The sequence below is a fragment of the Phyllobacterium sp. YR620 genome, from assembly GCF_900104165.1.
Lineage (GTDB): Bacteria > Pseudomonadota > Alphaproteobacteria > Rhizobiales > Rhizobiaceae > Phyllobacterium > Phyllobacterium pellucidum.
Genome location: NZ_FNJP01000005.1, coordinates 331,634 through 345,914, shown reverse-complemented (window position 1 = coordinate 345,914; position 14,281 = coordinate 331,634). Strand labels below are relative to the sequence as shown.

13 protein-coding genes and 1 tRNA gene are annotated in these 14,281 nt (G+C 60.8%); 8 read left to right on the top strand and 6 right to left on the bottom strand.

Annotated features, from left to right (window positions below; genetic code table 11):
- The first annotated feature begins 11 nt into the window (after positions 1 to 11).
- The 3 genes from rfbB (at position 12) to BLR72_RS17865 (ending at position 3,489) form a co-directional block, all read left to right on the top strand.
- On the top strand, positions 12 to 1,082 hold the full coding sequence (gene rfbB / locus BLR72_RS17875; RefSeq protein WP_091950716.1) for a dTDP-glucose 4,6-dehydratase: 1,071 nt from the start codon (positions 12 to 14) through the stop codon (positions 1,080 to 1,082).
- Positions 1,079 to 1,984 (top strand): dTDP-4-dehydrorhamnose reductase, encoded by a 906-nt coding sequence (gene rfbD, locus BLR72_RS17870; protein ID WP_091950714.1) that lies wholly within the window; start codon positions 1,079 to 1,081, stop codon positions 1,982 to 1,984. Before rfbB ends, rfbD begins: the two co-directional genes overlap by 4 nt.
- 92 nt (positions 1,985 to 2,076) lie before the next feature.
- Complete coding sequence (locus BLR72_RS17865; RefSeq protein ID WP_091950712.1) at positions 2,077 to 3,489, top strand: phosphomannomutase; 1,413 nt, start codon at positions 2,077 to 2,079, stop codon at positions 3,487 to 3,489.
- Between the two features lie 7 nt (positions 3,490 to 3,496).
- On the opposite strand, the gene BLR72_RS17860 is transcribed toward BLR72_RS17865, so the two are convergent.
- Both BLR72_RS17860 and BLR72_RS17855 read right to left on the bottom strand, forming a co-directional pair.
- The gene (locus BLR72_RS17860; RefSeq protein WP_091950711.1) at positions 3,497 to 4,756 is read right to left on the bottom strand and encodes a hypothetical protein; all 1,260 of its coding nucleotides are present in this window, start codon (positions 4,754 to 4,756) and stop codon (positions 3,497 to 3,499) included.
- A gap of 180 nt (positions 4,757 to 4,936) precedes the next feature.
- The gene (locus tag BLR72_RS17855; RefSeq protein WP_091950709.1) at positions 4,937 to 5,446 is read right to left on the bottom strand and encodes a GNAT family acetyltransferase; all 510 of its coding nucleotides are present in this window, start codon (positions 5,444 to 5,446) and stop codon (positions 4,937 to 4,939) included.
- Positions 5,447 to 5,610: 164 nt separating this feature from the next.
- Between BLR72_RS17855 and BLR72_RS17850 the strand changes: the two genes are divergently transcribed.
- Positions 5,611 to 6,003, top strand: coding sequence for a GFA family protein (locus BLR72_RS17850; protein WP_091950707.1), 393 nt, complete (start codon positions 5,611 to 5,613; stop codon positions 6,001 to 6,003).
- 13 nt (positions 6,004 to 6,016) lie between these two features.
- Here BLR72_RS17850 and BLR72_RS17845 read toward each other — a convergent pair whose 3' ends face one another.
- A complete protein-coding gene (locus BLR72_RS17845; RefSeq protein ID WP_091950705.1) occupies positions 6,017 to 7,525 on the bottom strand; it encodes a winged helix-turn-helix domain-containing tetratricopeptide repeat protein in 1,509 nt (502 codons plus the stop codon).
- Positions 7,526 to 7,846: 321 nt separating this feature from the next.
- On the opposite strand from BLR72_RS17845, the gene BLR72_RS17840 reads away from it, so the two are divergent.
- Positions 7,847 to 8,104: a DUF1127 domain-containing protein gene (locus BLR72_RS17840; RefSeq protein ID WP_244506743.1), complete on the top strand. Its 258-nt coding sequence runs from the start codon at positions 7,847 to 7,849 to the stop codon at positions 8,102 to 8,104.
- Positions 8,105 to 8,120: 16 nt separating this feature from the next.
- On the opposite strand, the gene BLR72_RS17835 is transcribed toward BLR72_RS17840, so the two are convergent.
- A tRNA-Arg gene (locus tag BLR72_RS17835) sits at positions 8,121 to 8,197 on the bottom strand.
- A gap of 267 nt (positions 8,198 to 8,464) precedes the next feature.
- Here BLR72_RS17835 and BLR72_RS17830 point away from each other — a divergent pair.
- A complete protein-coding gene (locus BLR72_RS17830) occupies positions 8,465 to 8,698 on the top strand; it encodes a hypothetical protein (RefSeq protein ID WP_027230524.1) in 234 nt (77 codons plus the stop codon).
- Positions 8,699 to 8,771: 73 nt separating this feature from the next.
- Here the strand turns inward: BLR72_RS17830 and BLR72_RS17825 are convergent, their stop codons facing one another.
- Positions 8,772 to 10,283: an L-piperidine-6-carboxylate dehydrogenase gene (locus BLR72_RS17825; RefSeq protein ID WP_091950703.1), complete on the bottom strand. Its 1,512-nt coding sequence runs from the start codon at positions 10,281 to 10,283 to the stop codon at positions 8,772 to 8,774.
- 122 nt (positions 10,284 to 10,405) lie between these two features.
- Positions 10,406 to 11,812 (bottom strand): 2-oxoadipate dioxygenase/decarboxylase HglS, encoded by a 1,407-nt coding sequence (locus tag BLR72_RS17820; RefSeq protein WP_091950701.1) that lies wholly within the window; start codon positions 11,810 to 11,812, stop codon positions 10,406 to 10,408.
- 121 nt (positions 11,813 to 11,933) lie between these two features.
- On the opposite strand from BLR72_RS17820, the gene BLR72_RS17815 reads away from it, so the two are divergent.
- Positions 11,934 to 12,860, top strand: a complete 927-nt coding sequence (locus BLR72_RS17815; protein ID WP_091950699.1) for a LysR family transcriptional regulator — start codon at positions 11,934 to 11,936, stop codon at positions 12,858 to 12,860.
- A gap of 97 nt (positions 12,861 to 12,957) precedes the next feature.
- Positions 12,958 to 14,241 (top strand): NAD(P)/FAD-dependent oxidoreductase, encoded by a 1,284-nt coding sequence (locus BLR72_RS17810; protein WP_091950697.1) that lies wholly within the window; start codon positions 12,958 to 12,960, stop codon positions 14,239 to 14,241.
- The last annotated feature ends 40 nt before the right edge of the window (positions 14,242 to 14,281 follow it).

The window sequence follows — 14,281 nt, the reverse complement described above, 5'->3', positions numbered from 1 at the left end:
GAGTTTATTTGATGCGGATTCTCGTTACTGGGGGTGCTGGATTTATCGGCTCGGCGGTTTGTCGCCAGCTTGCAGCCAATCCGGGCAATCATGTGGTCAACGTCGATAAGCTGACCTATGCCGGCAATCTCACATCGCTGCGCCAGATCGAAAACTATCCGAACTACCGCTTCGTGCAGGCCGATATTTGCGACGATGCGACGATGCTGGACCTGCTGCGGAGCGAGAACATCGACGCTGTCATGCATCTTGCAGCGGAGAGCCATGTCGATCGCTCCATCGATGGCCCGGGCGCTTTCATCGAGACGAACATCGTCGGCACATTCCGCCTGCTCAATGCCGCACTGGCCTATTGGCGCGAATTGCCGGCCGACGCAAAGAGCGCCTTCCGCTTTCACCACATCTCTACGGACGAGGTATTCGGCGACCTACCCTTCGACAGCGGCATCTTCACCGAAGAGACGCCCTATGCACCGTCTTCCCCCTATTCGGCATCGAAGGCAGCATCTGACCATCTGGTGCGCGCCTGGCACGAGACCTATGGCCTGCCAGTGGTGCTATCCAACTGCTCGAACAATTACGGGCCGTTCCATTTTCCGGAGAAATTGATTCCTCTCGTTATCCTGAACGCCCTCGATGGCAAGCCATTGCCCGTCTACGGCAAGGGCGCCAATGTCCGCGACTGGCTCTATGTCGAGGATCACGCGCGCGCGCTCGAGACCGTCGTTACCAAGGGCGCCGTCGGCGAGAGTTATAATATCGGCGGCCACAACGAAAAGACCAACCTGAACGTCGTCGAAACGATCTGCGATATTCTGGATCAGAAGCGGCCGCGTAAGGGTGGCGGGCGCTACCGCGACCTGATCACCTTCGTATCCGACCGGCCCGGCCATGATCGCCGCTATGCCATCGATGCCTCGAAGATCGAGCGCGACCTCGGCTGGACCCCGCAGGAATCGTTCGAGACGGGTCTTGCCAAGACGATCGACTGGTACCTCGCCAATGAATGGTGGTGGGAGCCGATCCGCAGCGGCCGGTATGCAGGCGAGCGTCTCGGCGCGGACATCAAGGCGAGCGCATGAGGATCGTTGCCACCGGCACCGAGGGGCAGGTCGTACGCAGCCTCGTCGAGCGTGCTGCGGGCCATAGCGATATCGAAATCATTGCCCTCGGACGCCCTGGTCTCGACCTTGCCGTGCCGTCAACCGTGGCCACAGCCATTGCCGAGGCGAAGCCGGATATTGTCGTTTCGGCTGCCGCCTACACGGCGGTCGATCAGGCAGAAGACGAGCCTGATCTCGCCCACGCAATCAATGCCCTTGGCGCCGGTGCTGTAGCGCGGGCCGCTGCCGACCTCGGCGTTCCGGTTATCCATCTTTCAACCGACTATGTTTTCGCGGGCGACGGTGAAGCGCCCTACACCGAGACGGACGCGACAGGTCCGCAGGGCGTCTATGGCAGGACCAAGCTTGATGGCGAGGCTGCGGTAATCGCCGCCAATCCGCGGCACATCATCCTGCGCACGGCCTGGGTCTACAGCCCTTTCGGCAAGAACTTCGTCAAGACAATGCTGCGCCTTGCCGAAACGCGCGACCAGGTCTCGGTCGTCAGCGATCAATGGGGCAACCCCACCTCGGCAATCGATATTGCCGACGCGATCATCGAGACGGCCAGGCGCATCGACGTTGAACCGTCGTTTACTGGCTATGGCATCTATCATCTCGCGGGGACCGGCAATATCAATTGGAGCGGCTTTGCCCGGGCAATCTTTGCATCGAGCCGCAACAATGGCGGACCTTTTGCCGAGGTCGCCGACATTGCCAGTGCCGATTATCCGACCAAGGCCAAGCGACCCTTCAATTCGCGGCTTTCTACGGACAAGTTTTTCAAGGTTTTCGGTTGGCGCGCGCCGGATTGGCAGGTTTCAACCGAAGCCACCGTGTCGCGGCTCCTGGCGGAAGTAAAGGACCGGGACGCTTCTTAGGCCGTCGCAGACGCACGTCTGGGTGTCCAAGGGAGAAAATGCTGCATATAGTAGCGTTTCCAAAGTCGCCCTCTTCCCTAACGTGAAAAACCATGAGCAGTCTCAAATTTGGAACGAGCGGTCTGCGCGGACTGGTAACGGATCTGACCGATTCAGTTTGCATGGCCTATACGCGCGCCTTCCTGCAACACATGCAGGGCACATTCGGCACGGCTACCGATGCCACCGTTCTTGTCGGATATGATCTGCGCTCAAGCAGCCGGCGTATCGCCGGCGCCTGCATGGCGGCCATAACGGATACTGGCATGAAAGCCGAAAACTGCGGACCGCTGCCAACCCCCGCGCTGGCGCTTCGCGCGATGAGGGTTGGAGTCCCCGCCATCATGGTGACGGGTAGCCACATACCCGACGACCGCAATGGTTTGAAATTCTATCGCCCGGACGGCGAAATCGACAAGGCCGACGAAGCGGGTATCCTCGCGGTCCTCGACGTCGACCAGACAGCCACTCCGGGTCCGGCGGACATCCCTGCTATTTCACCGGAAGCGCTGCAGAACTATTTGGCGCGGGGCCGTGCCATCCTCAGAAAAGGAAGCCTGGCGGGCAAGCGTATCGGCGTCTATCAGCATAGTTCGGTTGCGCGCGATGTGCTCGTCGATCTGCTCGCGCATGCAGGCGCCACGGTCGTTGCGATAGGACGCTCTAACGTTTTCATTCCCGTGGATACGGAGGCGCTGCGTCCTGAGGATGTGGACCTTGCTGCCGCAGCAACGAAAGAAAATTCGCTCGATGCTCTGGTATCGACGGATGGCGACGCCGACCGCCCGCTTATTGCCGACGAGCGCGGCAATTTTTTGCGTGGCGACAGTGTTGGATTGCTGACCGCGCATTTCCTCGGCGCGGATGCGGTCGTTACGCCTGTTACGTCGAACACGGCGATCGAGCTTTGTGGCTTGTTCAAGCGGGTCTACCGGACGAAGGTCGGCTCGCCCTACGTCATTGAGGGCATGCAGCGGGCGCTCAAGGACGGTTACCATAGCGTCGTGGGCTTTGAGGCGAATGGCGGTGTGCTCCTCGGCTCTCCGGCAGACCTCGATGGCCACAGGCTCGACGCGCTCCCGACCCGCGATGCGGTGCTCCCGGTCATGAGCGTTCTCGGCATGGCGGCACGAACCGGATCGACGATATCGCAGCTTCTGGGTGGCCTGCCTTCGCGTTTCACGCGCAGCGGGCGGCTTGAACATGTTTCCGCAACCGCCAGCGGTCCGTTCCTCCAGGGTCTCCTCGATGGCGAGGCCCGCGAGCGGTTCTTTGCCGAAGTCGGGACCATTCGGGAATGCGATTCGATCGATGGCGTTCGCGTCGTCCTCGCGAGCGGTGAGGTCATCCATTTTCGTGCGTCAGGCAATGCGCCGGAATTGCGCTGTTATGCCGAAGCGTCCTCCGACGTGCGCGCGGAGGAACTTTTGGCCTGGGGACTGAGGAGCGCGGTCACTGCCTTATAGGGTAAGACTACCCGCCGGGGTTCACCGCGAACTTGGAGAACGGCGCATTGGGAATGCGCGCGTAGTAGAGCGCCGGCCCGAGGAAAATAGCCATATGGACCCATGCGATGACGATCTCGTTGGTGAAGTGCGTGATGACGAGAATCGATTGCACTGCCGAGAGCATGTAGATTGTCTGGGCGGTAGTGTTGCCTTTCATAGCCGACATATAGAGCCGCGCCATGAGATAGGCGACCAGGAAGAATTTCAGGCATCCGAACCACCAGAATGATGCAAAGGCGTCCGCCATGCCCGTGGGCGTTTCGCCGACGCCCGGCGTATAGCGCCCGAACATGGAGTCCTGCGGGATCATCAGCGATTTCTTGAACTCGGGCCCAAAGATCTGTGCCGGAACGAAGGTGAAGACCATGCTGTTCCAGTGTTCGATGCCGTAGTCGAATTCATGCGTCTCATCGATGTAGTTGATGGCTATCAAGGCGTTGGTCATTTCCGGTCCGCCCTCCTTGAGGAGACGGTTCCAGTTTTCCGCAAGATTGATATCGGCCACCGCGCTCCAGTCGCGCGTTGCCCCGTAATAGGTCGCCTGCCGGTATTCGGCGGCGCCAAGCATGCCGACGATAGCGAAGAACAGGCCGGCGACGACAGCGATACGCGGCACCACCCAACGCTTCTGGAACCAGAAGGCCAGCGCGATCATAAGGCAAAATTCAGCCGTTTCGCCGCGTCGCCCCGCAATGACGATGCGGTCTAGGTAAAAGATCGTGTCGAAGAGTATGATGCCAAGCGCGAGCGGCGAACTGCGCCGCGCGTAGCAGACCAGCGCTATTGCGAGGCCGTAGGTGAGAAGCCGCGCAAAGAACAGGTAGGCGACGGGGAGACCCGTAAGCTGGCCCTTCAGCCGAAGATCATCGGGAAGGTGACCGAACTTATAGAAGAAATAGGCGCCGATCACCGAGAGGACTGCGGCAGCCTTCAAAAGATGGTCTTCGCTGTAAACGTGGTCCTTCATTGGCCTGGCGCGCATGCCATAGCGCCAGCCTATGCCGCACATGGCAAGGCAGAGCGTCGAGAACAGGAGGGTTTTTGTCAGTGCCTCGTCCGAAATGAAGCGGCTATTGGCAAGCCCGGGCAATTGCGGAAGGATGAAGCTGAGGAAGATGCCAGCTGCGAAAAATGGAAAATGATAGAACCGCCCTGGCACCAGCAGGCCGTAAACCAGCATTCCAAAACAAAGAAGAGTGAGAATCCAGAGCGCCGACCAGTCCATATTTCCAATCTCGGTTGCAGCGTTGAATCAACCGCAGCCGGGCGCTGGAATCAATTTGTCCATAAGGGGTAACGGAAACCGAAAGACCGCCTTCTGCGCCGGAAGGCCAGGTGATCGGACCGCAATCTCAGCCGAATGGGTGAAGACTTCCGATATGTGATGCGTGAAAGGCGCAGCAGGTCAGGCGGCTCCGCGCGCCGCCCTTGCCTTCGGTGTCTTCTTTGAACTCTCCGGATCGCTGGTTTCGTTCTCGACCATGGCGCTCAGGCGCTGGTAGATGCCAAGGCCGATGATAAGCGCGACGCCGGTGAAAAGCAGAAGCGTCGGATAGATCATCATCCGCAGATCCTCCTTGCCGGCCTCGAAGACGGCGACGAGACCCTCAAGGAACACGGCGATGGCGATCGTGGAAATGAACTTCGTCAGGCTGCGGCGCGCTTCAGCCGCCTGCCGCATCTCGCGGCCACGGATCGCTTCTTCCTCGAGGAGATATTTTCCGACATCGAACACCGCAATGGCAATGACTGTATAGCCAACGGCTTCGAGCAGCGTTGCTCCAATGTCGGTTCTGTCGATCAGGAGGGAGCGCACGACTTCATAGGCCGCATAGGCGATCAGCCCGAACGCAAGCAGCATGAGGAATGCGCTTGCGACACCGAACGCAATGCGCGTAATCCGGTCAAACATCATCGGCCACTTTCCCTTCTCCTATCCCATTGAATATTTAAACATTTCTCGTCATTGCGGAACAGCAAAAAATGGGCGCTAGCCGCGAGGAGCGGTGGATCGTGCATGGACGCTCGACAGGGTTCGTTGTAACCATTCTGGCGGCTTGATTTTAAAGGAGGCATGGCATGCAACGATTCACTGGCGGTTGCCTGTGCGGCAGCGTCCGAATTGTGGCATCGGGGCTCCCATACCGGGTCGGGATCTGTCATTGCCTCGACTGCCGCAAGCATCATGGCGCCCTGTTTTACGCTGCTGCGGTGTTCCCTGAGGACGCAGTAGCGATCGATGGCGAAACGCGCGATTACGCCGGACGGTTTTTCTGTCCCCGCTGCGGCTCGTCGGTCTTCGCACGCACCAAAGACGAGATCGAAGTGCATCTCGGGTCGCTCGATGCCCCCGATCAACTGATGCCGATCTACGAAAGCTGGACGCTGCGGCGCGAGTCCTGGTTGCCGCCGTTCCCGCTGGCGAAGCGGTACGAGCGCGGTCGCAATTCCACAAGCCGCTCCGAGGAGTAGGTCTGTCGGTCCGTTACTCCGGAAGACCGGCTTTAAGATAGCCATCGACGAAATGCGCACGTGTCGCGTCGTCGCGAAACGGCTCTGTCGCGGCCCAGCGGCTTGTCGTGAAATGCGGATTGGCGACAAGGAACAGTTGGACCTCGGATCGCGCTTCGTCGAACCGGCCGAGTTGCGCAAGGCTTGCGGCAAGGAACCGCCGTGAGCTCGTGCGATACGTCTCGTCCCGGCGCAGCGTCTCGACGGCCGCTTCGTAGTCGCCGGCCGCGTATTGCGCCTGGCCGAGCGTCAGATAGTACCAGCCCGACGGAAACGGATTGAGCCGGAGCGCCTTGCGGATATGCTCAAGGCCTTCCTCGACCCGCCCGGCCAGAACCGCGATGTCTGATAATGTCGCCCAGGTGTCCGCCTCGTTCGGGTCAAGCTCGATCGCCCTGGCGAATTCCGCATCGGCCTCCGCAAAGCAGCGCTCGTAGGCAAGCAGATTGGCGAGGACCCAGCGGCAGCCGGCGTCGTTGGGGTCGATCGCGACGGCCTTGCGCGCCAGATCCAGGGCGAGGCGGCGCGTCGGTTCAATGGGATCGCCCCAATGCACCCAGCCCATCCAGTGGTTCATGGCAAGCCAGCGATAGGCTTCCGCATATTCCGGATCGAGCGAAACCGCGCGCGTGAGCATAAGATGCGCTTCCCGCGCCGTCTGCGGCGAATCGTCGATCAGCTTGCGCGCGCGCACGCACAGATCGTACGCCTCGAGACTCTTGGGCCGATTGCGTGGCGGCGGTGCGCGCAGCCGCCCGAGCAAGGCCTCGACGATCTTGGCGGTGACCTCGTCCTGGACGGCAAAGATGTCCTCGAGGCCGCGATCGAAGCGTTCCGCCCAAAGGTGATCGCCATTGACGGCATCAACCAGCTGGGCGTTGATGCGCACGCGCCCCCCGGCATGGCGTGCACTCCCCTCAAGGAGATAGCGCACGCCAAGCTCCTGCGCGATCTCGCGCACATTCGTCGCCTTTCCCTTGTAGGCGAAGGCCGAGTTGCGTGCGATAACGAAAAGGCCCGCGATTCTCGAGAGGTCCGTGGTCAGGTCTTCGGCCAGCCCGTCCGCGAAGGATTCCTGCGCGTGATCGTTGCTGAGATTGACGAAGGGCAGCACGGCTATCGAAGGTTTATCGGGCAGTGCCAGGGGTTTTCGCGCCGGGCCATCGCGCCTTTCGATGGCGCCGGTGAAGCGGTAGCCGACGCGCGGCACGGTGGAGATCCATTCGCCGCCATCGGTTGCTGGTCCAAGCAGCTTCCGCAGCTGCGCGATCTGGACTGTGAGGTTGCCTTCCTCGACGACCACGCCTGGCCATGCCGCGTCCATCAGTTCGGCCTTGCCGAGGATTTCGCCCGACCGTTCGACGAGCGCCGCAAGCAGCTTTATCCCGCGATAGCCTACGGTAACGGGTTCATTGTTCCGAAGGAGCGTTCCCGCACCCGGATCAAGCACGAACGGACCAAAGGCAAACCGCGATCCCTGCATATGGCGGATATAGCCGGTTTGGAACGTTTTGAGAACTCTTTGGGCACGCCTTTAAGAGACCGCATCGTTGACCGGGTTTGCGAGCGTTGCCCCCTGCACCTTCAAGCTATTCGAGGCGCCCGAGGATATGCGCGTCTTCGCGGACGAGGTTGCATGCCGACAACGTTGAGCAACAGGCGGACGATCGCCAAACATGCCACTACAGCTCCGTTTGGAAGTTTTGAGAACTATTTGGCAGGGCTTAATTACGACGCCGACCGCATCCTGCACAATTCACCCTTCTTTAGGGCCTTCAGGTCCTGAAGCCATCAGGAGGTTGTCATGGACGATATTCGCACCTTTACCCCGGTCCCGCATCAGTTGGTACGGAAGTTAGCGCGCCTGGCGGCCGCAGAAGCACCACGCCGATACTACGGCCTGACGGCGCTGCGCAGCACAATGGCCGCATGGAGCGAGCGGGCCCGCTTTCGCTGGGCACTTGCGCAAATGGCCAAGGACAATCCGCATTTGATTGACGATATCGGCCTGACGAGTTGGCAGGTCGAGGAAGAGATCGCCAAGCGCTTCTGGAGACGGTGAGGTGGGGATCGAAGAATGGCGCACCCGACAGGATTCGAACCTGTGACCTCTGCCTTCGGAGGGCAGCACTCTATCCAGCTGAGCTACGGGTGCTGATATAAGGCGTTGGCCTTACATGCGCGAAGCGTTTCTAGCCGATGCGGGCCAAGGCTTCAATGGCGAATTTTGCATTGTCCTCGTCGACCGCGCTAGGGGCCAACCTGAAGTCACGCAGTATTAGGTCCTAACTCCTGTCCCAATCCAAATAGTAGTCGATGGGATAGCGCAGCCACCGCTGATGCCCCCCTAACTGATTAATTGTCCGATGTCATGGCGAGGCGTAAAATATAGATGGGGGTATAACAATAAGGCACTGGGGCCATGAAAAAAACTCGAGACTACTATGACGATGACAGCAGAGACGCGCGCTCGTTCCTGGTAAAGGTGTGTGACTACGGCGTGGCGATATTGCTTCTGGCTGGTCTTTTCTATTCGACATTTCTCGACGTGCAGGGCCGGTTCAAGCCGAGCAATGCGGAAATCGTCGCAGCGCGACAGGCGAAGATCGCCAGCGAGCACGCCAAGCTCGAGGCGCCTGTCACCATCGTCGAATAGGCCGACAGAATTTCCGCTCCGTTAGGGAGCCGTCCCCGGCATGAAACCGGGAACGGCTTGTTATGCCCTGGACTTATTCGATGTCGAAGGAGACGCCCTGGGCAAGCGGCAGGGCCGTCGAATAGTTCACCGTATTGGTCGCGCGGCGCATATAGGCCTTCCATGCGTCCGAACCCGATTCGCGGCCGCCGCCGGTTTCCTTTTCGCCGCCGAACGCGCCACCGATTTCCGCCCCTGACGTGCCGATGTTGACATTGGCGATGCCGCAGTCCGAGCCGTCGGCGCTGAGGAAGCGCTCTGCCTCCTGCAGGTTCAGCGTGAAGATCGAGGAGGAGAGGCCGGCGCCAACCGCATTGTGGTCGGCGATCGCTGCGTCGAAATCATCATATTTCATGACATAGAGGATCGGCGCGAAGGTTTCTTCGAGAACCGGGCCTGCCTGCTTGGGCATTTCGACGAGGGCAGGACGGACATAATAGGCATTGGCATGGCCGTTTTCGATGCGGTTGCCGCCGGTGACCTTGCCGCCATGGTCGCGTGCTTCGCCAAGGGCGTTCTGCATGTTGTCATAGGCGCCCTTGTCGATCAGCGGGCCAACCAGGGCCGAAGTCTCGAGCGGGCTGCCGACGCTGACGCTCTCATAGGCCTTCTTCAGGCGCGGCACCAAGGCGGCATAGACGCTCTCGTGAACGAAAAGGCGGCGCAGGGTGGTGCAGCGCTGACCGGCCGTGCCCATGGCGCCGAAAGCGATGGCGCGCAGCGCCATGTCGAGATCGGCCGAGGGGCAGACGATGCCGCCATTGTTGCCGCCGAGTTCGAGGATCGAGCGGGCAAAACGTTTTGCAAGACGAGGACCGACCTCGCGACCCATCCGCGTGGAACCGGTTGCCGAAACGAGCGCAACCTTCCGGTTGTCGACGAGGGCTTCGCCGATCGTGCGGTCGCCCATCAGCGTCTGCGACAGGCCGGCCGGAACCTCGCCGAAACGGGCTGCGGCACGCTCGAAGATGGCCGCGCAGGCGAGAGCGGTGAGCGGGGTCTTTTCCGACGGCTTCCACACGACGGCATTGCCGCAGACGAGGGCCAGCGCCGTGTTCCACGACCAGACGGCGACCGGAAAGTTGAAGGCCGAAATCACGCCGACGACACCGAGCGGGTGCCAGGTTTCCATCATGCGGTGGCCGGGACGCTCGGTTGCAATGGTGAGACCGTAAAGCTGGCGCGAAAGACCGACGGCGAAATCGCAGATGTCGATCATTTCCTGAACTTCGCCGAGACCCTCGGAGGGAATCTTTCCGGCTTCGATCGAAACCAGGCGGCCGAGTTCGTTCTTCAGGGCGCGCAGTTCCTCACCGAACAGACGGACAAGTTCGCCGCGCTTCGGGGCGGGGACAAGGCGCCATTCACGGAATGCGGCATCGGCCTTGTCGATGATCTTTGCGGCGTCGTCGGCCGAGTGGACGGCAATGTCGGCGATCTTCTCGCCCGTGACCGGGCTGAACGATGGCATCGCGCCGCCTGTATAGGCGGCCTCGGCGACGCCGAGCTTGGAAAGGAGGGTCTTTACTTCTTGAGCAATGGTCATCTTGCTTCCCTTAATTTGTCTTTCTGCCGGGCTGGCAGAGATATTGGATGCGTGACGGGCTTTTGCCAGCCATGTTCGAGGGTCAGCCACCTTAGCAGGTCCTGACCCCAAGTTTTAGTTTCTCAATCTACAAGTGCGACTGGCTGGAGATAGCGGCGGCAGCGGGCGATCGACGCCTTCTCAAGGCCTTCGTAATGGGCGAATTCGTCGAGGACCGGCATGCCGAGATGGGCTTCAAACTCCTGCTGGCTCGGGCTTGCCGCAAATTTCTGCGCACCGTTATCGCCAAGGTTCGACTGGAAAATGCCGGCGGCGCTTACCGGGAGGAAGTCTTCATAGACGATCGGATCGAAAACGACGGCGCCCATGGCGACCAGCGTTTCGAGGCTCGCCGGCTCGCGCGCCGAAAGCGCTGCCCGGGGGAACCCTTCAACGGGCGTATACCGGAAATAGCCGAGGCCCTGCTGACGGATCGTGTTCCAATCGTCCGGGAAGGCTTTGAAGGCTTCGCTGAGGGCGGCGATGTAGGCGGCCGCGTTCGAACCGTCGGGAGCAGGACGCACAACCTCTCGTGCCTGCGCAAGCAGCCGGTCATAGAGCGCGCGGCCCTTCGGCGTCAGCGCGACTCCGCGCTGTTCGATTTCGCCAAAGCGGGCAGTGTGCGAACCCTTTGCCCACGTGCCCTCTTCATCCCGGAACGACACCGCCTCCTCGAGGGCTTTGAATGAGGTCTGTCGCAACAGGATGGGGCATTCGCGGGTGGGCGGGCCCTCGATAACGGCCTTGGGCGCGATGCCGTGGGCCGGCATCAGCTTCTGGACGGCATCGACGTCGAGCGTGCGCGGGGTCAGATGATTGATATGCGGTCCTTTGAACGACACGACGTCGGCGATCAGCCGGTGCGCATCGTGCAGGCGGCGGTAGAGGTCGCTGCTGACGCTGGCCTGGTCGTGCCAGCGGAACGTCTCGAGGATTTCCTTGACGAACAGGGCGGCGTCCGCAGCGTCGAGGCCGCCCGCAGCTTCAGCCTTTTCGATCAGGAGAACCGCCTTGTCCGTGAATATCTGGCGCGCTGCGAGGGTCTTGCGCGCTTCCTCCCGCAATGCGCCGTCGTCGATCAAGTCGAGGCGCAGGAGCGAAGTGAATACGCGGAATGGATTGATTTTCAGCGCTTCGTCACCGACAGGCCGAAAAGCGGTCGAATGGACCGGCACGCCGGCTTCGCTGAGATCGTAATAGCCGACCGGATACATGCCCATGACGGCAAAGGCACGGCGCAGCATGGCAAGTTCGGCAGGGGTTCCGACGCGGATAGCGCCATGCCGCTCCTCAGAGATGCGGTCGAGCGTCTCGGTCTGTTCCAGCCGGTGGCGCAGTTTCGGCGAAGCGGCGAGCGTATCGACGTTCACCTGCGCCACGAGCTCGAGGAGCGTTCCGTAGGCGGGAACCTCGGTCCTGTACATGGCCGACATCGCTGTCGAAAAGGATGCGCGGATCACGTCCGTTGAAGTAAACGTGGCTGAATTCATAACTCTGCTTCCGTTATTGTTTGCGACGGCAATTTTTTTCCGTTCATGCATGTTATGGATTATAGAGTGGTCACTTGCCTGCGGATTGCGAAGAATCAAACTGGGTTAATGCGAGATTGGAATGAAGTTAAGCCGCCGATTGATCCCGGATATCGACATATTGCAAACGTTCGAATGCGCGGCGCGCCATGGCAGCTTCACGCAGGCGGCCAAAGAGCTTTCCCTGACCCAGAGCGCGGTGAGCCGCCAGATGAGCGAACTCGAAAGCCAGATCGGCGTGCTGCTGTTCGAGCGCGTTCGCCAGCGCGTGGTGCTTTCCGAGGCAGGGCAGAAATTCCTGCCAGAGGTGCGGCATCTGCTTGGTCTTACCGAGGAGACGATGTTGCGGGCCATGGCCGCCTCGCAATCCGCCTCGTCGCTAAGCATCGCCACGCTGCCGACGTTCGGCAGCCGCTGGCTGATGCCGCGCCTTCCGGATTTCGTGCGCAGGAACCCGGAAATGGCACTGAGCGTCGCCTCGCGCTCGCGGCCCTTCGATTTCGAGGACGAGCCGTTCGATCTCGCCATCCATTATGGCCAGCCGGTATGGGCGCATGCCACCTGCACCTATCTGTGCAGCGAGTTGATCGTACCGGTGGGCAGTCCCGAACTCTGCACGGCCAATCCGATCAAGGCAGCGGCCGAACTTGCCGATGCGCCGCTTTTGCATATTTCGACGCGGCCGAAATCATGGGCCTCCTGGTTCGAAGCGGCGCAGGTGAGCGTTGCGAGCCCCTACAAGGGCCACCGGTTCGAACATTTTTCCATGGTCATCGAGGCTGCGCTTGCCGGGCTCGGATTTGCGCTCCTGCCGCGCTACCTGATCGAACAGGAGCTTGCATCCGGGCGGCTTATCGTCCTCTTCGATCAACCATTGCGGACGGAAAACAGCTACTACCTCGTCGTGCCGGACCACAAGAAGGAAAATCCGCTGATGCAGAGCTTCGTCACCTGGATCGCCGAGCAGGTGTCCGAACGCGCGGGCACCGGTCATTCGCTCACCGCATAATGTCTTCGAAGAATTTCACTTCAGGTTGCAAGATTGCGCTTTATAACCACCATAGGTAATTGTGCCGCACGCCCTCGGCCGACTGTTCAGGTGATCCATGCTCAATGACGAACGCTCCCACGGCTTGTGGGAAAAGACCGCCCCGCCTGCGCCTCGGACGGAAGCTTTGCGCGGCGATATTTCGGTCGATGTCGCGGTCATCGGCGCGGGCTTCACCGGCCTCTCTGCCGCCCTCCACCTTGCCGATGTGGGCGCCAAGGTCGCAGTCGTCGATGCCGTGGAGATCGGCTTCGGCGGTTCGGGCCGTAATGTCGGCCTGGTCAATGCCGGCATGTGGGTGATGCCGAATGACCTGCCGGGCGTTCTCGGGCAGGTCCACGGTGAAAGGCTGCTTGAACTTCTGGGCAATGCGCCGCAATCGGTGTTCAACCTTGTCGACCGTTTCGAGATCGATTGCGAACTCGAACGCAATGGTACGCTGCACTGCGCCGTCGGCGATGACGGCGTGAAACAACTCGAACAGCGGGCCGAGCAATGGCTGGCGCGCGGAGCGGCCGTACGGCTGCTGAACGCCGCCGAAACCGCCGCGAAGGTCGGCTCGACCGCCTATGCCGCATCGCTTCTCGATAGCCGGGCGGGCACGATCCAGCCCCTCGGCTACGTGCGCGGGCTTGCGCGAGCGGCGCTTTCCAGAGGCGCGGCGATCTATTCGGGTTCTCCCGTTACTGGGACCGAACGGAGCGGCGATCGCTGGCTGGTGCGCACGCCATCGGGCACCGTCTCGGCCGAGTGGATCATCGTTGCGACCAACGCCTATACGACGTCGCCGTGGCCGCAATTGCGAGCCGAACTCCTGCATCTGCCCTATTTCAACTTTGCGACCACACCATTGCCGGAAGACATTCGGAAAACTGTTCTTCCCGAGCGGCAGGGCGGCTGGGATACGAAGGAGATTCTGAGCTCCTTCCGCATGGACAGGGCAGGGCGCCTGGTGTTTGGCAGCGTCGGCGCCCTGCGCGGCACCGGCATGGCCGTGCACAAGGCCTGGGCGGCACGCTCGATCCGCAAGGTTTTTCCGCAGATCAAGAATGTGCAATTCGAAGCCGGCTGGTACGGTCAGATCGGCATGACCAGCGACAGCCTGCCCCGTTTCCACACGCTCGCCCCAAAGATCATCAGTTTCAGCGGTTATAACGGTCGTGGCATCGCGCCCGGGACGGTCTTCGGCCGCATTCTTGCCGAGCACGTTGCAGGCAAGGTCAGCGAAACAGACCTGCCGCTGCCGGTCACCCAGCCGCGGGAGCAGGGTCTTCGCACTGTTCGCGAAGGCTATTACGAAGTCGGTTCGCAACTCGCGCATTTCGTCGGGAACAGGTTTTAGCCATCCGCATTTGCTTGCCATCTTGCGCGTTGCGACATAT